Source organism: Pseudomonas sp. NPDC078416 (genome assembly GCF_050268485.1).
GTDB lineage: Bacteria > Pseudomonadota > Gammaproteobacteria > Pseudomonadales > Pseudomonadaceae > Aquipseudomonas.
In genome coordinates this window covers 23,704-41,329 of the sequence record NZ_JBNNGV010000027.1, presented here as the reverse complement: position 1 = coordinate 41,329, position 17,626 = coordinate 23,704, and the positions used below count along the sequence as shown (strand labels likewise).

At 60.6% G+C, this 17,626-nt stretch carries 17 protein-coding genes; 3 read left to right on the top strand and 14 right to left on the bottom strand.

The window, feature by feature from the left end:
* Positions 1 to 54 precede the first annotated feature (54 nt).
* Positions 55 to 1,191, bottom strand: coding sequence for an acyl-CoA dehydrogenase family protein (locus ACQKEN_RS20245; RefSeq protein WP_427688213.1), 1,137 nt, complete (start codon positions 1,189 to 1,191; stop codon positions 55 to 57).
* A gap of 220 nt (positions 1,192 to 1,411) precedes the next feature.
* On the opposite strand from ACQKEN_RS20245, the gene ACQKEN_RS20240 reads away from it, so the two are divergent.
* Positions 1,412 to 2,332, top strand: coding sequence for a GlxA family transcriptional regulator (locus ACQKEN_RS20240; RefSeq protein WP_172612965.1), 921 nt, complete (start codon positions 1,412 to 1,414; stop codon positions 2,330 to 2,332).
* A gap of 182 nt (positions 2,333 to 2,514) precedes the next feature.
* On the opposite strand, the gene zapE is transcribed toward ACQKEN_RS20240, so the two are convergent.
* From zapE to ACQKEN_RS20225, 3 genes are all read right to left on the bottom strand, one after another.
* On the bottom strand, positions 2,515 to 3,609 hold the full coding sequence (gene zapE, locus ACQKEN_RS20235; protein ID WP_065992112.1) for a cell division protein ZapE: 1,095 nt from the start codon (positions 3,607 to 3,609) through the stop codon (positions 2,515 to 2,517).
* Between the two features lie 62 nt (positions 3,610 to 3,671).
* The gene (locus ACQKEN_RS20230) at positions 3,672 to 5,021 is read right to left on the bottom strand and encodes a tryptophan--tRNA ligase (RefSeq protein ID WP_427688210.1); all 1,350 of its coding nucleotides are present in this window, start codon (positions 5,019 to 5,021) and stop codon (positions 3,672 to 3,674) included.
* A 28-nt stretch (positions 5,022 to 5,049) separates the two neighbouring features.
* Positions 5,050 to 5,679 (bottom strand): alpha/beta hydrolase, encoded by a 630-nt coding sequence (locus tag ACQKEN_RS20225; RefSeq protein ID WP_427688208.1) that lies wholly within the window; start codon positions 5,677 to 5,679, stop codon positions 5,050 to 5,052.
* A 145-nt stretch (positions 5,680 to 5,824) separates the two neighbouring features.
* Here ACQKEN_RS20225 and ACQKEN_RS20220 point away from each other — a divergent pair, with 145 nt between their 5' ends.
* Positions 5,825 to 6,262 carry a YhcB family protein gene (locus ACQKEN_RS20220; RefSeq protein WP_427688206.1) on the top strand — a complete coding sequence of 146 codons (438 nt, stop codon included), beginning with the start codon at positions 5,825 to 5,827 and terminating at the stop codon, positions 6,260 to 6,262.
* 379 nt (positions 6,263 to 6,641) lie between these two features.
* Here the strand turns inward: ACQKEN_RS20220 and cysN are convergent, their stop codons facing one another.
* The 3 genes from cysN to ACQKEN_RS20205 form a co-directional block, all read right to left on the bottom strand.
* On the bottom strand, positions 6,642 to 8,540 hold the full coding sequence (gene cysN / locus ACQKEN_RS20215; RefSeq protein WP_427688204.1) for a sulfate adenylyltransferase subunit CysN: 1,899 nt from the start codon (positions 8,538 to 8,540) through the stop codon (positions 6,642 to 6,644).
* Positions 8,541 to 8,555: 15 nt separating this feature from the next.
* The gene (gene cysD / locus ACQKEN_RS20210; RefSeq protein ID WP_065992104.1) at positions 8,556 to 9,473 is read right to left on the bottom strand and encodes a sulfate adenylyltransferase subunit CysD; all 918 of its coding nucleotides are present in this window, start codon (positions 9,471 to 9,473) and stop codon (positions 8,556 to 8,558) included.
* A 146-nt stretch (positions 9,474 to 9,619) separates the two neighbouring features.
* Positions 9,620 to 10,378, bottom strand: coding sequence for a Nif3-like dinuclear metal center hexameric protein (locus ACQKEN_RS20205; RefSeq protein ID WP_265388451.1), 759 nt, complete (start codon positions 10,376 to 10,378; stop codon positions 9,620 to 9,622).
* A gap of 98 nt (positions 10,379 to 10,476) precedes the next feature.
* On the opposite strand from ACQKEN_RS20205, the gene algW reads away from it, so the two are divergent.
* Positions 10,477 to 11,643, top strand: a complete 1,167-nt coding sequence (algW, locus tag ACQKEN_RS20200) for a Do family serine endopeptidase AlgW (RefSeq protein ID WP_427688201.1) — start codon at positions 10,477 to 10,479, stop codon at positions 11,641 to 11,643.
* 26 nt (positions 11,644 to 11,669) lie between these two features.
* Here algW and hisC read toward each other — a convergent pair whose 3' ends face one another.
* The 7 genes from hisC to ACQKEN_RS20165 form a co-directional block, all read right to left on the bottom strand.
* On the bottom strand, positions 11,670 to 12,728 hold the full coding sequence (gene hisC / locus ACQKEN_RS20195; protein ID WP_427688243.1) for a histidinol-phosphate transaminase: 1,059 nt from the start codon (positions 12,726 to 12,728) through the stop codon (positions 11,670 to 11,672).
* 2 nt (positions 12,729 to 12,730) lie between these two features.
* Positions 12,731 to 14,059 carry a histidinol dehydrogenase gene (gene hisD, locus ACQKEN_RS20190; RefSeq protein WP_427688199.1) on the bottom strand — a complete coding sequence of 443 codons (1,329 nt, stop codon included), beginning with the start codon at positions 14,057 to 14,059 and terminating at the stop codon, positions 12,731 to 12,733.
* 156 nt (positions 14,060 to 14,215) lie between these two features.
* Entirely contained in the window at positions 14,216 to 14,851 is a 636-nt protein-coding gene (gene hisG, locus ACQKEN_RS20185; RefSeq protein ID WP_065992096.1) for an ATP phosphoribosyltransferase, read from the bottom strand.
* Between the two features lie 163 nt (positions 14,852 to 15,014).
* Entirely contained in the window at positions 15,015 to 16,280 is a 1,266-nt protein-coding gene (gene murA, locus ACQKEN_RS20180; RefSeq protein ID WP_065993161.1) for a UDP-N-acetylglucosamine 1-carboxyvinyltransferase, read from the bottom strand.
* A gap of 23 nt (positions 16,281 to 16,303) precedes the next feature.
* Entirely contained in the window at positions 16,304 to 16,543 is a 240-nt protein-coding gene (locus ACQKEN_RS20175) for a BolA family protein (RefSeq protein WP_037014766.1), read from the bottom strand.
* Between the two features lie 114 nt (positions 16,544 to 16,657).
* The gene (locus ACQKEN_RS20170; protein WP_427688196.1) at positions 16,658 to 16,963 is read right to left on the bottom strand and encodes an STAS domain-containing protein; all 306 of its coding nucleotides are present in this window, start codon (positions 16,961 to 16,963) and stop codon (positions 16,658 to 16,660) included.
* On the bottom strand, positions 16,960 to 17,616 hold the full coding sequence (locus ACQKEN_RS20165; protein ID WP_427688194.1) for an MlaC/ttg2D family ABC transporter substrate-binding protein: 657 nt from the start codon (positions 17,614 to 17,616) through the stop codon (positions 16,960 to 16,962). The genes ACQKEN_RS20170 and ACQKEN_RS20165 overlap by 4 nt, the downstream gene beginning before the upstream one ends.
* Positions 17,617 to 17,626: the final 10 nt, after the last annotated feature.

Here is a 17,626-nt window from a genome sequence, read left to right as displayed (position 1 = left end):
TTCCCCGCCGATCGCGGGACAAGCCACGCTCCTACAGTGATCGATTTGCTCGTCCTACAGCGACCGGGCAATGATCTCTTTCATGATTTCGTTGGTCCCCGCATAAATCCGCTGCACTCGCGCGTCTGCCCACGCCCGGGCGATCGGGTATTCCCACATGAAGCCATAGCCGCCATGCAGCTGCACGCATTCGTCCAGCACCTTGCATTGCAGGTCGGTTGACCAGTATTTCGCCATGGCTGCCGTCGGCACATCCAGCTTCCCTTCCAGATGCAACTCCAGGCATCGGTCAATGAATGTACGACCAATCTGAACTTCAGTGGCGATTTCGGCCAGTTTGAAGCGGGTGTTCTGGAAATCGATGATGGCCTTGCCAAACGCCTTGCGCTCTCGCGTGTAGTCGAGCGTCCATTGCAGGGCGGCTTCGGCGGATGCGATGGCACCGATGGCGACCGTCAGACGCTCTTGGGGCAGTTCCTGCATCAGATACGCAAAACCCATCCCGGCCTGACCCAGCAGGTTCTCCTTGGGCACTCTCACGTCCTGGAAGAACAATTCCGACGTGTCCTGCGCCTTCATCCCGACCTTCTCCAGGCGCTTGCCCTTCGCAAAGCCCGGCGTACCCGCTTCCACGACAAACAGACTGGTGCCCTTCGCGCCCGCCTTGGGATCGGTCTTTGCAACGACGATCACCAGATCAGCGAGAAACCCGTTGGTGATGAAGGTCTTCGAACCATTGATGACGTACTCCTCGCCATCCAGCACCGCGGTGGTCTTGACCCCTTGCAGATCGGACCCCGCGCCGGGCTCGGTCATCGCGATGGCAGTGACCAGCTCCCCCGAGACCAGTTTGGGCAAATATTTGAGCTTCAGCGCCTCACTGCCGTAATGCAGGATGTACGGCGCGACGATGTCCGAATGCAGGGAAAAACCGATGCCGGTCAGGCCGAGGCGCGAGATCTCCTCGATCACCACGGTGGTGTAGAGGAAATCAGCGCCCATGCCGCCGTATTCTTCCGGCAGGTGCGAACACAACATGCCCTGCTCCCCGGCCCGGTTCCACAGGGTACGGTCGATGTGGCCCTGCTTTTCCCACTGGGCATGAAAGGGTGCCGCATGCTGTTCGAAGAACTTGCGCACGCTATTTCGGAAAAGCTCGTGCTCTGAGCTGAAGAGTGTTCTGGGAAGCATGGCTGCACCTGATGCGAAGGATTGTCGGACAAAACCTCAGCAGAGCGTAGGCCCAGCGGGATGACGGCGACACTGGACACATCCGACAAAAAATAAGACGATCACGCCGTTGCTTGACCACTTTCCCATATAAGAACAAAAGACTATGTCTATCCAACCAAACGCGCCGTTGCGGCGTGTCAGCATTCTTGCGATCGATGGAATTTTTGCCTCCACGCTCATGCAAGCCAAAGACTTCTTTCACCTCGCCAGCCTGCGCTACGGCAAGCAGTTGGGACAGGGCTTCAAACCGGCCTTCGAAACCCGACTGGTCAGCCCGGACGGCAAGGAAGTCCGCAGTTTCAGCGACGTCGTCATCCCTGTAGACGGTGTGCTTGAACACAGCGATATCATCATCCTTCCCGCTTTCGTCGAAGATTTCGACACCCTGCGTGAACGCTATCCGCAAATCCTGCCGTGGCTGCGTGAGCAACATGCGCGCGGCGCCGTGCTCTGCGGTGAGGCCAGCGGCGTGTTCTGGCTTGGGGATGCGGGGCTGCTCGATGGCAAGGAGGCGACCACCTACTGGCGGTTTTTCAACGAGTTTGCCGAGCGTTTTCCGAACGTGCTGCTGAATCAGGAAAAGCACCTGACCGACGCCGATAACCTGTATTGCGCAGGCGGCACGATTTCAGCGTGTGATCTTTATATCTACCTGATCGAGCGCTTCTGCGGGGCCCATGTCGCACAGACCGTCGCCCGTGACATTCTCTATGAAGTGCAGCGCAGCTACGCGCCGGGACGGATTGGTTTTGGCGGGCAGAAGCTGCACCAGGACGTGATTATCCTGCAGATTCAGCACTGGCTTGAGGAGCACTTCGCCGACAAATTCCGTTTCGAGGATGTGGCCCGCGAGCACGGCATGAGTATCCGCAACTTCATGCGCCGGTTCCAGACCGCAACAGGCGACAAGCCGCTGCACTACCTGCAACGCCTGCGCATCGAAACCGCCAAGGGCCTGCTGTCGGGCTCACGCAAGAGCATCAAAACCATCAGCTACGAAGTGGGCTACGACGACGCCAGCTTCTTCGCACGCCTGTTCCGCCAACACACCGACCTGTCACCGAACCAGTACCGCCAGCAGTTTCAGCAGGCGGCATGAAACGGAAAAACCCTGCGGACATGCAGGGTTTTGGCTGATTCGTATGGTAGGAGCCGGCTTGCTGGCGAATGCAGTGGGTCTGCGCTCAATAAGCCGACTGACACGACGCGTTCGCCAGCAAGCCGGCTCCTACAGGTCTGCGTTCCGACAGAGTCTCCCGGAAAGCCCCCAACTGAGCGATATCAGGGCTTATGCGCCCGCGACAGGAATTCGTGGGACTGCATTTCCAGCAAACGACTGAGCGTGCGCTGGAATTCGAAGTTCAGGCGGCCGCCGGTGTACAGGTCTTTCAGTTCGACTTCCGCCGAGATGATCAACTTGACGTTGCGGTCGTAGAACTCGTCGACCATGTTGATGAATCGACGCGCGATGTCGTCGGTGGTCACGCTCATCTGCTCGACGCCACTGAGCAGCACCGCATGGAAGATCTTGCCGAGTTCGATGTAGTCGTTCTGGCTACGCGGGCCGTCGCACAGCTCACGGAAGTCGAACCACGCCACGTCGTCGCAGGTACGAATCGCCTTGATCTGCCGATTCTCGATGATCAGCACATCGTTTTCGATGGCCTTGGTGCATTCCGGGGTCAGCGCACGGAAGCTCTTGCGCAGGCTCTCCTCTGCCGCTTCGTTCAGCGGGAAGTGGAACAGCTCGGCTTGCTCCAGGTGACGCAGGCGATAATCAACACCGCTGTCGACGTTGACGATCTCGGTGTTCTGCTTGATCAGCGCAATCGCCGGCAGGAAGCGGGCACGCTGCAGACCGTCCTTGTAGAGACCGTCGGGGACGATGTTCGACGTCGCGACCAGGGTCACGCCGTTCTTGAACAGCTCTTCCATCAGCGTGCCGAGGATCATCGCGTCGGTAATGTCCGATACGAAGAATTCGTCGAAACAGATCACCCGCGCTTCTTCGGAAAACTGCTTGGCGATCAGGGTCAGCGGGTTCTTCTCGCCCTTGAGGTTTTTCATTTCCTCGTGCACGCGCTTCATGAAGCGGTGGAAGTGCGTGCGCGTCTTGTCTTCAAACGGCAGCGCTTCGAAGAAGGTGTCCACCAGGTAGGTCTTGCCCCGGCCCACACCGCCCCAGAAATACAGCCCCTTCACAATCGGGGCTTCTTTCTTGCCGAACAGCTTGCCCAGCAATCCCGGCTTGCGGTCATGGGCGGCGACCAGATCGTCGTACAGACGCTGCAGATGGCGCACCGCATTCTCTTGCGCGGCGTCGTGGAAAAAGTCCGGACGCTTCAGGTCAGCTTGGTATCGTTCTAGAGGGGTCATAGTCGCTTGCAAAGGCAGCAAAAACGGGCCGTCACTGTAGCGACGGCCCATTGGAATGGCAATTAATCCTGTTGTGGCGCCAGCGCCAGTTTCAGGCTCTCGATTGCGGCATCGCGGGCGGCGGCATCAGCGAACGCCGGGCTGTCGGCGACACAGGCATCACTCAGCCACAGGGTGAAGGCATCGCCTTCGGGCCGAATGTCCAGCTCACCGCCCTGCTGCAGCCGTTTGGTCACGGCGCCGGCCGCCTTGCCGTCTGCGAAATTGCGCGACAGCAGCAGTTGCTCGCCATCGGCCGCCAGCAGCCGGAAGCGGAAGCTGCCGTCGTCCTCGCGAAAACTGACAAAGCGCGCGCCTTTGCTGGCCTTCTTTTTGGTCGCCGTGACGGTGTGCGCGGCGGTGCGGAATGAGCGCAGGCCGACCGCTTCGCGCAGCTCGCCCAGAAACGGCGTGGCCACACGACGGGCCTTCTCGGCGCCCGCTTGCAGGATGTCTTCCAGGTCAGCGGGGCGCTCGATCAGGCGATGGTAGTGCTCGCGGGCTTCGCCCAGCTCGGCGTCCAGCAACTGGAACAGGCGCTGCTTGGCATCGCCCCAACCCAAACCCTGCAACAGGTCGGCGCGGAACTCGTCGCCTTGCTCTTTCGTGGCGAATGCCTGATACAGCGTGAACAGGTGCGACGTGTCCGGATCCTTGGCTTCGCCCGGCAGGCGCGAGTCAGTGACGATGCGCGAGATCGCTTCTTTCATGTCTTTGGCGCTGGTGAACAGCGGGACGGTGTTGTCGTAGCTCTTCGACATCTTGCGGCCGTCCAGGCCAGGCAGGGTCGCGACGCTTTCTTCGATCAGCGCTTCCGGCATCACGAAGAACTCTTTGCCGTTGCCGAACAGGTGATTGAAGCGCTGACCGATGTCGCGCGCCATTTCGACGTGCTGGATCTGATCGCGGCCGACCGGCACTTGATGGGCGTTGAACATCAGGATGTCGGCGGCCATCAGCACCGGATAGCTGAACAGGCCCATGGTGATGCCGGCGTCGGGGTCTTCACCGGCTTCGACGTTCTTGTCCACCGAGGCCTTGTAGGCGTGGGCGCGGTTGAGCAGGCCCTTGCCGGCCACGCAGGTCAGCAGCCAGGTCAGTTCGGGGATTTCCGGAATGTCGGACTGGCGGTAGAACGTCACGCGCTCGACGTCCAGCCCTGCCGCGAGCCAGGTCGCGGCGATTTCCAGACGCGAGCGCTGAATGCGCAGCGGGTCATCGCATTTGATCAGCGCGTGGTAGTCAGCCAGAAAGTAGAACGAGTCAGCGTCGCTCTGGCGGCTGGCAACGATGGCCGGGCGAATGGCGCCGGCGTAATTGCCCAGGTGCGGCGTGCCGGTGGTGGTGATACCGGTCAGGATACGAGTGGTCATGGCTAGTCGCTTATTTTGGGTGCTGCGATCAATTCGAAAGGCGCGGCAGAATCAGATCCTTGAGATCGGTCAGCTTGCCGTGAAAAAAGTGCCCGCATTCTGCCACTTTCAGCAGCTCATGGGGGCGCGGGAGTTTGTCAGACCAGTCGTATACGAGTTGTGGGTCAACGACTTCATCGGTGTCCGGCTGAATGACCGTCAGCGCCCCCTTCTGCGGCAATGCCTCCGCGTTGGCGATACGCATCACGGCAGGCGCGACCATGAACAGATGCTTCAAGGTTTCGCCCTCAGCCTCAAGGCGCCCGCCCAGGGTAGCCGCCACGAAACCACCGAAGGAAAATCCGAACAAAGTCATGGGTAGGTCGGGATGTTTGTCGCGCAGCCAGCTCGCCGCCGCCTGTGCGTCGTCGACTTCACCCTCGCCCATGTCCGAGCTGCCGGCGCTGGCGCCAACGCCGCGATAGTTGAAGCGCAGGGTGATCAGACCGGCATCGCGCGCGGTGCGCTGCAGGGTCGAGATCACTTTATTGAGCATGGTGCCGCCCTGAACCGGGTTAGGATGGCATATCAGCGCGATGCCTCTGGCCTCGTCCAGATCGAGATACAACGCTTCGAGTTGGCCCGCCGGGCCATCGATGAATACAGGGGTCTCACGCATGAGCAAGAATGAACTCCGTGACCTTCAATTGGGTCGACTCGTCTAGCTGATTGTCTGTGGCTGGCATGCTGGCGACGCGTCGCCGCTATACAGCGCAGGTTCGAGCCGTTAACGTAAAGCAAAGCCGTTTATAGAGGAAGGACTCGTGGATTACTCGCTCTTAGTTTGGTTGCTGCCGACCATCGCCCTGGTGGTTGGTGTAATCATCGGTTTCTTCGTGGCGCGCGCGCTGCCCAATGCCGTGCCTAACGGGACTCAGCGCCAGCTGGATGACGTTCAGGAGCGTTTCGATACGTATCAGAACGAGGTGATCACCCACTTCAACAGCACCGCCAATCTGGTGCAGAAGCTGTCGCAGAGCTACCACGATGTTCAGGAGCATCTGGCCGAAGGCGCCAACCGCCTGGCCACCGACGACATCACCCGTCAACGCCTGCTGGCCGCGCTGCACCCGGACGCGCTCCATCCGCCACGGGATCGCCTGACGCCACCGCGCACTGCTGCCGAACCGCCGAAGGACTACGCGCCCAAGTCGCCCGACTCCCCCGGCATGCTGGATGAGCATTACGGTTTGAAGAAGTAAGCGCTCACGCTTCACCAAAAGCCCGCCCCTGAGGTGATCAGGGGCGGGCTTTTTTGCGGGCGTTTGGCTCATGGGAATCCGGTATGTACGAGTTCCACGCCAGCCATGTCATCCCGATACGACGACGGATCAATGTAGGAGCGCGCTTGCCCGCGAAGACGGTGTGTCAGTCGGTATGGATGTTTCTGACACGACGCCTTCGCGGGCAAGCGCGCTCCTACACTGGAATTGCGCCAGACACCCCATCTGCGACACGGCCCCAATCCGTAGGAGCCGGCTTGCTGGCGAACCGGCTTTTTCATCAACCCCCGATGTTCACCGTGGCCAGGAAACAAAAAACCCGCCATCACAGGCGGGCTTCTTGAATGACGAACAGCGTTTAGATCACGCCGCGGGTCCGCAACAGATCCAGCACTTGCTTGACGCCTTCCTCGACGTTCAGCGACTGCGTGTCGATGACCAGGTCGGCGTCCAGCGGGACGTCATACGGGAAGGATTCACCCGGGATGTTGTCCTTGTCGGCGGCGTAGAGCCCCTGAGGGTCACGCTCGCGGCAGACCTGCGGCGATGCCTGAACGTACACGGTGATCAGTCGATCATCGCCGATCAGGGCCTTGGCATTCTGCCGACCGCCCGCGTCCGGCGCGACGAACGCCGCGAGGGTCAGCAGGCCCGCTTCGTTGAACTGACGCGCAACGTGGGCGGCACGACGCCAGTTCTCGGTACGACCGGCGCGATCCTGCGGCAAGCCCTTGTTGAGGTCGTGACGCAGGTTCTGGCCATCAAGGACGAACACCGCACGGCCCATGTCGAAAAGCTTGCGCTCCACGGCATACGCCAGCGTGCTCTTGCCTGCACCCGACAAACCGCTGAACAGCACGGTCGCCGGCTTCTGGCCGAAGCGCTGAGCGCGCTCTTCTGTCGAAACATGGGCCAGCGCGCCGTGATGACTCCCGCCACCCGCAACCACCGGTTTGGCGATGATCATGCCCGCCGCCACGGTGCCGTTGGTCAAACGATCGATGACGATGAACGCGCCCGTGGTGCGGTTGCTGTCGTAACCATCGAGGGCAATCGGTGCGTCCAGTGCGATCTTCACGCGGCCGATTTCATTCAGCTGCAGCGAACTGGCCGGGCCTTCTTCCAGGGTGTTCACGTCAACACGATGAGTGATGCTGGCAATCGAACCCGGCACGTAGGACGTGGCGCGTTTGATGTCGTATTTCTTGCCCGGCAGCATTGGCTCTTCGGCCATCCACACCAGCATGGCGTCGAAGGCATCAGCGACTTGCGGGACGTTGTCGGCATGCACCAACAGGTCGCCACGGGAGATGTCGATCTCGTCTTCCATTGTCAGTGTCACGGCCTGCCCCGGGCCCGCATGCTCCAGCTCGCCTTCGAAGGTGACGATGGATTTCACACGGCTGCTCTTGCCGGACGGCAGCACAACCACTTCGTCGCCCTTGTGCACGATGCCGCTGGCCAGGGTGCCGGCGAAACCGCGGAAGTTCAGGTTCGGACGGTTGACGTACTGCACCGGGAAACGCAGGTCGGTGAAATTGCGGTCGTTGGCGATCTCGACGGTTTCGAGAATCTCCATCAGCGACTTGCCGGTGTACCACGGCGAGCGCTCGCTCCGGTTGACGACGTTGTCGCCCTTGAGGGCCGACATCGGCACGAATGCCATGGTGGTCGGCTTCAGCGCAATGCGGTCGGCGAACGCCAGGTAATCGGCCTTGATCTGCTCGAAGATGGTCTCGTCGAAGCCATTGAGGTCCATCTTGTTGATGGCGACCACGATGTGCTTGATGCCCAGCAACGAGGCGATGTAACTGTGGCGCTTGGTCTGGGTCTGCACGCCGTAGCGGGCGTCGACCAGAATGATCGCCAGGTCACAGGTGGAAGCACCGGTGGCCATGTTGCGGGTGTACTGCTCATGGCCGGGGGTGTCGGCGATGATGAATTTGCGCTTGGCAGTGGAGAAGTAGCGATAGGCGACATCAATGGTGATGCCCTGCTCCCGTTCGGCCTGCAGGCCGTCGACCAGCAGCGCCAGATCGACTTCGTCGCCCGTGGTGCCGGATTTTTTCGAATCACGGGTGATGGCTTCCAGGTGATCTTCGTAGATCATCTTGGAATCGTGCAGCAGACGCCCGATCAACGTGCTCTTGCCGTCGTCGACGTTGCCACAGGTCAGGAAGCGCAGCATTTCCTTGCGTTCGTGCTGGCCCAGATAGGCGAGGATGTCCTCGCTGATCAATTCAGATTGATGCGACATGTTCAGACACCCTAATTAGAAATAACCCTGACGTTTCTTTTCTTCCATGGAGCCGGCGCCATCGTGGTCGATGACCCGGCCCTGGCGCTCGGAAGTTCGCGTCAGGAGCATTTCCTGAATGATGTCGGTGAGGCTGGTGGCCTCGGACTCGACAGCGCCCGTCAACGGGTAGTCGCCCAGTGTGCGGAAGCGGACCTTTTTCTTGACGATGCGCTTCTTGTCCTCGTCGGACAGGTGATTCCGCAGGCGATCGTCGTCGATCATGATCCAGGTGCCATTCATCTCGATGACTTCGCGCTCGGCGGCGAAATACAGCGGGACGATCGGGATGCCTTCGAGGTAGATGTACTGCCAGATGTCCAGCTCGGTCCAGTTGGAGAGCGGGAACACGCGGATCGACTCGCCTTTGTTGACGTTGCCGTTGTACACGTTCCACAGCTCGGGACGCTGGTTTTTCGGGTCCCAGCGGTGCTTGGTGTCACGGAAGGAATACACACGCTCTTTGGCGCGGGATTTCTCTTCGTCACGACGGGCGCCGCCGAACGCGGCATCGAAGCCGTGCTTGTCGAGGGCCTGCTTGAGACCCTGGGTTTTCATGATATCGGTGTGCTTGGAGCTGCCGTGGGTCAGCGGGTTGATACCCTGCGCGACGCCGTCCGGGTTCACGTGCACGATCAGGTCCAGGCCCATTTCCTCGACCATCTTGTCGCGGAACCGGTACATCTCCTGGAATTTCCAGCGGGTGTCGACGTGCATCACCGGGAACGGCAGCTTGCCTGGAAAGAAGGCCTTGCGCGCCAGATGCAGCATCACGGCAGAGTCCTTACCGACGGAGTACAGCATCACCGGGTTATCGAACTCGGCAGCGACCTCGCGGATAATGTGGATGCTTTCCGCCTCCAGCTGTTTCAGATGCGTCAGTTTGTCGACCATGGTTACTCACGGGATAACGTACGTGTATGGAGAGCCTGCGGGCTCTGTCGAGCGAGGCACTTTATCATGGGGCCTGATTCTATTCAGCGGCGGGGATAGATCGAAACGATCTAACCATATAGCTCAGGCATTGGACCTCTGGCTCGTTAAATCGGGTTCGGGCAGTCGATGAACAGATGCTCCAGGGCAAAGCGTCGCGCCAGGTAATCACCCAGTGCCTGCACCCCGTAGCGCTCGGTGGCGTGATGACCGGCGGCAATGAAACTGATGCCGTTTTCCCGCGCGCTGTGAAAGGTCTGCTCGGACGCTTCTCCGCTCAAATACAGATCCACGCCGGCCAGCACGGCTTGGTCGATGTAGCCCTGCCCGCCCCCGGTGCACCAGCCTACCCGGCGAATCATGCCGTCGCCTTCGATGAGCAGCGGCTCGCGTCCCAATGCAGTCTGCACGCGGTGGGCGAAATCCCGTGGCGTCATCGCTTCGCTGAGTGAGCCGACCAGCCCGACGATGCGCGGATTGTCCGGGTCCAACGGGCCTTCGACGGTAATCTCCAGTTGCTGGGCCAGCTGAACGTTATTGCCCACGTCGGCGTGCAGGTCGAGGGGCAAGTGGTAGGACAGCAGGCTGATGTCGTGCTTGAGCAACGTTTTCAGGCGACGCTGTTTCATGCCGGTGATGCAGGGGTTCTCCCCTTTCCAGAAATAGCCATGATGCACCAGCACCAGATCGGCATTCGCCTCCACCGCCGCGTCCAGCAACGCTTGACTCGCCGTAACACCGGAGACGATCCGACTGACCTGCGGCCGGCCCTCGACCTGCAGGCCGTTGGGGCAATAATCCTGAATCCGCGCGCTACCGAGATAGCGGTCCGCTTCTTCCACCAGGGTGCTCAAGGCAACCGCCATAAAAGTCTCCTAAATATGCAGTCCAGACCGTGTCGGTCCTCGTATAATGCCGGCCATTATGGCGCAGCTAGGCGCTTCTACCTTCAGGACTCCGCTCAATGTTCAAAGCGCTGCGTTTTCTCGGCTGGCCCTTGCTCGCTGGTGTGCTTATCGCTTTATTGATTATCCAGCGCTATCCCCAGTGGGTCGGGCTGCCGAGCCAGGACGTGAACCTGCAGCAAGCGCCACAACAGGCCTTCGTGCAACAGGGTCCGGTCTCGTACGCAGACGCTGTCAGCAACGCGGCCCCCGCCGTGGCCAATCTGTACACGACCAAGATGGTCAATAACAACAACAAACCCAACCATCCGCTGTTCGACGACCCGCAGTTTCGCCGCTTCTTCGGCGACAACCTGCCTAAACAAAAGCGCATGCAGTCGAGCCTGGGATCGGCCGTGATCATGAGCCCGGAAGGCTACCTGCTGACCAACAACCACGTCACCTCCGGCGCCGACCAGATTGTCGTGGCGCTGAAAGACGGTCGCGAGACGATTGCCAAAGTGGTCGGCAGCGACCCCGAGACCGATCTTGCGGTTCTGAAGATCGACCTCAAGAATCTGCCTTCCATTACCCTTGGCCGTTCCGACGCCATCCGCATCGGCGACGTTGCTCTGGCCATCGGTAACCCGTTTGGCGTCGGCCAGACCGTGACCATGGGCATCATCAGTGCCACCGGCCGTAACCAGCTGGGCCTCAACACCTACGAAGACTTCATTCAGACCGATGCGGCGATCAACCCCGGCAACTCGGGTGGCGCGCTGGTGGACGCCAACGGCAACCTGACCGGTATCAACACGGCGATCTTCTCCAAATCCGGTGGTTCCCAAGGCATCGGTTTTGCAATTCCGACCAAGCTGGCGTTGGAGGTGATGAAGTCGATCATCGAGCACGGTCAGGTGATTCGCGGCTGGCTGGGCATTGAGGTACAGCCGCTGACACAGGAGCTGTCGGAATCCTTCGGCCTGAAGGATCGTCCAGGCATCGTGGTCGCCGGGATTTTCCGCGACGGCCCGGCTCAGAAAGCCGGATTGCAACTGGGTGATGTGATTTTGAGCATCAACGGCGAGCCGGCAGGCGATGGGCGCCGGTCAATGAATCAGGTGGCGCGCACCAAGCCGAGCGACAAGATCGCCATTGAGGTCATGCGCAACGGCAAGGAGCTGAAACTGAACGCCGAAGTGGGCGTGCGCCCGCCGCAGACAACGGCGCCTGCGGCGGAGAATTGATCGGTCGCCGTCAAGCGACCGTCAACTCAGTTCGACAAATCCCCCAGCGCATCCACCAGCGCCTGATTCTGTTCAGGTGTGCCGATGGTGATGCGCAGGAATTGCGCGATGCGCCCCTGCTTGAAGTGACGCACGATCACGCCCTGCTCGCGCACCTTCGCCGCCAGACCGGCAGCGTCATGCTGAGGGTGACGGGCGAAGATGAAGTTCGCCGCCGAGGGCAGCACGTCAAAGCCCTTGCCTTCCAACTGCTCGACAAGCGCTTCGCGGCTGGCGATCACGCGCTGGCAGGTGCGCTCGAAATACTCACGGTCATCGAACGCTGCCGCTGCGCCGACAATCGCCATGCGGTCCAGCGGATAGGAGTTGAAGCTGTTCTTGACCCGCTCCAGCGCTTCGATCAGGTCCGGATGGCCCACCGCAAGGCCTACCCGCAACCCGGCGAGGGAGCGTGATTTGGACAGCGTTTGAGTAACCAGCAGGTTCGGATAGCGCTCCACCAGGCTTATCGCGGTTTCGCCGCCGAAGTCGATGTACGCCTCGTCGACGATCACCACCGAATCCGGACTGTTCCTGAGGATCTGCTCGACGGCATCGAGTGCCAACAGGCAGCCGGTGGGTGCGTTTGGGTTCGGGAAAATGATGCCGCCATTGGGACGCGCATAATCTTCGACGCGAATCTGAAACTGCTCGTCCAGCGGCACGGCTTCGTAATCGACGCCATACAGGCCGCAATACACCGGATAGAAGCTGTAGCTGATGTCCGGGAACAGCAGCGGTTTGTCCTGACGGAAGAACGCGTTGTAGGCGTGGGCCAGCACCTCGTCCGAACCGTTGCCCAGAAACACGCGATTGGCGTCGACGCCGTAATAACGCGCTACGGCTTGCTTCAGCGCGTCACTGTTGGGGTCGGGATACAGGCGCAGCTCGTCACTGACCGCAGCACGCATGGCCTCGATCGCCTTGGGCGACGGACCATAGGGGTTTTCGTTGGTGTTGAGCTTCACCAGTTTGGTCAGCTTGGGCTGCTCACCCGGCACATAAGGCACCAGGTCGTTGACGAAGGGACTCCAGAATTTGCTCATGCTCATTTGCCCTCTTGTTCGGTGTCGACGATGCGGTATTCGGCACTGCGGGCGTGGGCGGTCAATGACTCGCCGCGTGCCAGTACCGAGGCCGTTTTGCCCAGTTCGGACGCACCCTGCTCCGAGCAGAAAATAATCGATGAGCGCTTCTGGAAATCGTACACGCCCAGCGGCGACGAGAACCGTGCGGTGCCCGACGTCGGCAACACGTGGTTGGGACCGGCGCAGTAGTCGCCCAGCGCTTCGGACGTGTGGCGGCCCATGAAGATCGCGCCGGCGTGGCGAATCTGCGGCAGCCAGGCCTCGGGATCCGCCACCGACAACTCCAGGTGCTCCGGCGCAATCCGGTTCGCGACTTCAATGGCCTGATTCATGTCGGCCACTTTGATCAAGGCGCCGCGGCCGTTGATCGAGGTCTGGATGATTTCCGCGCGCTCCATGGTCGGCATCAGTTTGGCGATGCTGGCCGCGACGCGATCGAGGAAGTCAGCATCCGGGCTGACCAGAATCGCCTGGGCGTCTTCGTCGTGCTCGGCCTGAGAGAACAGGTCCATGGCGATCCAGTCCGGGTCGGTCTGGCCGTCGCACACCACCAGAATCTCCGATGGGCCGGCGATCATGTCGATGCCCACCTGACCGAACACGTGACGCTTGGCGGTGGCCACATAGATGTTGCCCGGGCCAACAACCTTATCCACCTGCGGCACGCTTTCCGTGCCATAGGCCAGCGCCGCAACCGCCTGGGCGCCGCCGATGGTGAACACGCGATCGACACCGGCGATGCACGCCGCCGCCAGTACCAGCTCGTTGAGTTCGCCGCGCGGGGTCGGCACGACCATGACTACTTCGCCTACGCCGGCGACTTTGGCGGGAATGGCGTTCATCAACACCGAAGACGGGTAGGACGCTTTACCGCCCGGCACGTACAGCCCGGCGCGATCCAGCGGGGTAACTTTCTGGCCCAGGACGGTGCCGTCGGCTTCGGTGTAGCTCCAGGAATCCTGCTTCTGCCGCTCGTGGTAACTGCGCACGCGGTCGGCTGCTTTTTCGAGGGCCTGACGCTGGTCCGGCGTGATGCGGGTCAGTGCAAGCTCCAGGCGCTCGCGCGGCAGAATCAGGTCCGCCATTGACGCCACGTCCAGGCCATCGAAGCGGCGGGTGTATTCCACCAGGGCCGCATCGCCGCGCTCGCGCACGTTCTTGATGATGTCCAGCACACGCTCATTGACCGAGTCGTCAGACACACTTTCCCAGCTCAGCAGATGATCCAGATGACGGGCGAAGTCCGGATCGGCAGCGTTGAGTCGACGAATAGCGTTGGGAGTGGTCATAGCGTGGGCCTCAATGATGGCAATTTCTCAGGTGGCGATGTCAGTTGCGAGGATAGGCAGATGCCTAAGCTAGCAAGCCATCCGCGCGGGCACCTGAGAAATTTGGCTATGACACGGATAGCTGGGCGTGATCCTGTTGAGGGTCACGCGATACAGTCAACCGCGGTGTCGCGACTCCACGGCTGTGCGCAGGGTGTCGATCAACGACTGAATACGGGCGTGCTGCATTTTCATGGAGGCCTTGTTCACCACCAGACGCGAGCTGATGTGGGCAATCATGTCTTGCGGTTCGAGGCCGTTGGCCCGCAGCGTGTTGCCGGTGTCGACGACGTCGATGATCTTGTCGGCCAGGCCCACAAGCGGTGCCAGTTCCATAGAGCCATACAGCTTGATGATGTCGACCTGACGGCCCTGTTCGGCGTAGTAGCGCTTGGCAACATTGACGAACTTGGTCGCAACACGCAGGCGACCCTTGGGTTCGACCGCGCCGACCGCGCCTGCGGTCATCAGCTTGCACTGGGCGATTTGCAGGTCGAGGGGCTCATACAGCCCTTGGCCGCCGTATTCCATCAGCACGTCCTTGCCTGCGACGCCGAGATCCGCAGCGCCATGCTCGACGTAGGTCGGCACGTCGGTCGCACGCACGATCAACAGGCGCACATCGGCCTGGGTTGTGGGGATGATCAGCTTGCGGCTCTTGTCCGGATTCTCGGTCGGCACGATGCCCGCCGCAGCGAGCAGCGGCAGGGTGTCGTCGAGGATACGGCCCTTGGACAGTGCGATGGTCAACATGGGAAACGTCAGTCCTTATCAGCAGCGCGTGCCGGGTCGCAACTGGCGCCCGACAACCTGCGGCTCAAGAAGCCGCAGTGAACGAATCAGAAAGTCTTGGCGCGATGGCCAGACACGTCGCCCGCGTCGATCACATCGACCCGGGCGAACGCGCAGCAGCTGACTAGCCCGGAACGCGACGGATCTTCGCGCCCAGCATCTGCAGTTTTTCTTCGATGCACTCGTAACCACGGTCGATGTGGTAAATGCGGTCGATCAGCGTGTCGCCTTCGGCAACCAGCGCTGAAATGACCAGGCTCGCCGAAGCACGCAGGTCGGTCGCCATCACTGGCGCGCCTTTGAGCTTGGTGCAGCCGGTGACGATCGCGGTATTGCCCTCGACCTGAATCTGCGCGCCCATGCGGTGCATTTCATACACATGCATGAAGCGGTTTTCGAAGATGGTTTCGATGACCGTACCAGTACCCTCGGCAATGGCGTTCAGGGAGATGAACTGCGCCTGCATGTCGGTCGGGAAAGCCGGGTACGGCGCAGTGCGCACGTTGACCGCTTTGGGACGTTTGCCGTGCATGTTCAGCTCGATCCAATTGCTGCCCGTGGTGATCTCGGCACCGGCTTCACGCAGCTTCTCGAGTACTGCTTCGAGAATCGTCGGATCGGTGTCCTTGAGCTTCACACGGCCGCCGGTTGCCGCCGCCGCCACCAGATAGGTGCCGGTTTCGATACGGTCGGGCATGACGCGGTAGGTCGCCGAACCCAGGCGTTTGACGCCATCGATGGTGATGGTGTCGGTGCCGGCGCCAGAGACTTTACCGCCCATGGCGTTGATGAAGTTCGCCAGGTCGACGACTTCGGGTTCACGCGCGGCGTTTTGCAGGACGCTGCGGCCGTTGGCCAGGGCAGCGGCCATCATGATGTTCTCGGTACCGGTGACGCTGACGGTGTCGAAGAAGAAGTGCGCACCACGGAGGCCGCCTTCCGGCGCCTTGGCCTTGATGTAACCGCCTTCGACATCGATGATCGCGCCCATGGCTTCAAGACCACGGATGTGCAGATCGACCGGCCGCGAACCAATGGCGCAACCGCCAGGCAGTGCCACTTCGGCTTCACCGAAACGGGCAACCATCGGCCCCAGAACGAGGATCGACGCACGCATGGTTTTCACCAGTTCGTACGGAGCGACCAGGGTCTTGATGGTACGCGGATCGATTTCGACGCTGAGCTTCTCGTCGATGATTGGCTCAATGCCCATGCGACCGAACAGCTCGATCATGGTGGTGATGTCGTGCAGGTGCGGCAGGTTGGCGACGGTCACAGGACCATCAGCCAGCAGCGTGGCTGCAAGAATCGGCAGGGCAGAATTCTTTGCCCCGGAGATGCGGATTTCGCCATCAAGACGAATGCCGCCAGTAATAATCAGTTTATCCATTGGAATCTCGACGCCGTGTTGGCTCAGGTGCGCTCGGCCCATGCAGCGCGGCTGAAAAATTTCATGGTGACCGCGTGGATGCTGCCATCGGCGATCCATGGGTTCAAATGCGTGTAGATCTGCTGCTGGCGCTTGACCGGGCTCAGTGCGGCCAGTTCGTCGCTGATCAGGTTCAGCTGGAAATTACAGCCTTCGCCTTCAACTTCGACCTGGATGTCTGGCAACTTTGCTTCCAGGAAGCTTTTAACCTCTACGGCCTGCATGCTTAACCTCTATCGGCGCCCTACGCGCGCGGGTCGGCCATCATACAAAAAAGCCCTCTCGTTGCGAACCCTACTTTGCAAGGGACAGACGAGGGGCTTGATCGATGAAAGCAATTAATGGTGCTGCAACAACTCGGTCAGTTCAGAGACTTTGGCGATTTCCTGCATGTCTTCTGGCAACGCCCGGACGGTGACTGACTTGCCCGCCGCCTGGGCATCGCGCATGAAGGCGAGGAGCAATGAAAGGCCGACACTGCTGGACTTTTCGACACCGGAGCAATCCAGTGTCAGCGCCGAAGCAGTGCTTGCCTTGATCAGCGCCGCGCCCTGCTCGCGCAAGGCGGGACCGGTCCGATAGTCGACCACGCCGGAGAGCATCAGCTCTCCGCCGTCAGTGGCAGTAACGGACGCTTCACTCATTTGACGACCTTGTCGCTAGAGGCTTCCGAAGTCTCCTTGGCCTTGGCGACTTCGCCAGCCCAACCGTCGATGGTTTTGTCCAGGTTGTTACCGTTGCGCTGCATGGCATCGGCGAACTGATCGCGGAACAGCTTGCCAATGTTGATGCCGTTGATGATCACGTTACGCACTTTCCATTCACCGCCGATTTTGACGAGGGTGTAGGAAACAGGATAAACCGCGCCGTTGTTGCCCTTGACCGACATGTCGACGGAAGTGCGGTCAGCGGCTTCCTGCTTGGCCGGGGAAACGGTGATGCCCTGGTTGTTGTACTCGAGCAGCGCGTTGCCATAGAACTGGATCAGGCTGCGCTTGAAGTTTTCCTGGAAGCGTTGCATCTGCGCCGGGGTGGCGTTGCGCGAATACTTCACGGTCATGATGCTTTTGGAGATGCCATCAGCGTCGATGACCGGCCCAACGATGCCGTTAAGCGCATCGTAAAAGGCTTGCGGGTTGGACTTGTAGGTTTCCTTGTTGGCGGACAGGTCAGCCAGCAATTGCTTGGTGGTGCGATCAACCAGGTCGTGGGCGGAAGCATCGGACGCCGCTGCGTTAGCGAACAAAGGCAGGGCGGCCAGCAGCACCAGAAGGCCACGGCGCAGAATCGAGATCATGAAAAAACTC

What these genes read in the sequence shown, in the direction of transcription:
- ACQKEN_RS20245 (WP_427688213.1), bottom strand. Translation starts at nt 1,191, where the DNA reads ATGCTTCCCAGAACACTCTTCAGCTCAGAGCACGAGCTTTTCCGAAAT.
- hisC (WP_427688243.1), bottom strand. Translation starts at nt 12,728, where the DNA reads ATGAGCAAATTCTGGAGTCCCTTCGTCAACGACCTGGTGCCTTATGTG.
- zapE (WP_065992112.1), bottom strand. Translation starts at nt 3,609, where the DNA reads ATGACCCCTCTAGAACGATACCAAGCTGACCTGAAGCGTCCGGACTTT.
- murA (WP_065993161.1), bottom strand. Translation starts at nt 16,280, where the DNA reads ATGGATAAACTGATTATTACTGGCGGCATTCGTCTTGATGGCGAAATC.
- ACQKEN_RS20240 (WP_172612965.1), top strand. Translation starts at nt 1,412, where the DNA reads ATGCAAGCCAAAGACTTCTTTCACCTCGCCAGCCTGCGCTACGGCAAG.
- ACQKEN_RS20175 (WP_037014766.1), bottom strand. Translation starts at nt 16,543, where the DNA reads ATGCAGGCCGTAGAGGTTAAAAGCTTCCTGGAAGCAAAGTTGCCAGAC.
- ACQKEN_RS20230 (WP_427688210.1), bottom strand. Translation starts at nt 5,021, where the DNA reads ATGACCACTCGTATCCTGACCGGTATCACCACCACCGGCACGCCGCAC.
- algW (WP_427688201.1), top strand. Translation starts at nt 10,477, where the DNA reads ATGTTCAAAGCGCTGCGTTTTCTCGGCTGGCCCTTGCTCGCTGGTGTG.
- hisG (WP_065992096.1), bottom strand. Translation starts at nt 14,851, where the DNA reads ATGTTGACCATCGCACTGTCCAAGGGCCGTATCCTCGACGACACCCTG.
- ACQKEN_RS20170 (WP_427688196.1), bottom strand. Translation starts at nt 16,963, where the DNA reads ATGAGTGAAGCGTCCGTTACTGCCACTGACGGCGGAGAGCTGATGCTC.
- ACQKEN_RS20225 (WP_427688208.1), bottom strand. Translation starts at nt 5,679, where the DNA reads ATGCGTGAGACCCCTGTATTCATCGATGGCCCGGCGGGCCAACTCGAA.
- cysN (WP_427688204.1), bottom strand. Translation starts at nt 8,540, where the DNA reads ATGTCGCATCAATCTGAATTGATCAGCGAGGACATCCTCGCCTATCTG.
- hisD (WP_427688199.1), bottom strand. Translation starts at nt 14,059, where the DNA reads ATGACCACTCCCAACGCTATTCGTCGACTCAACGCTGCCGATCCGGAC.
- ACQKEN_RS20165 (WP_427688194.1), bottom strand. Translation starts at nt 17,616, where the DNA reads ATGATCTCGATTCTGCGCCGTGGCCTTCTGGTGCTGCTGGCCGCCCTG.
- ACQKEN_RS20205 (WP_265388451.1), bottom strand. Translation starts at nt 10,378, where the DNA reads ATGGCGGTTGCCTTGAGCACCCTGGTGGAAGAAGCGGACCGCTATCTC.
- cysD (WP_065992104.1), bottom strand. Translation starts at nt 9,473, where the DNA reads ATGGTCGACAAACTGACGCATCTGAAACAGCTGGAGGCGGAAAGCATC.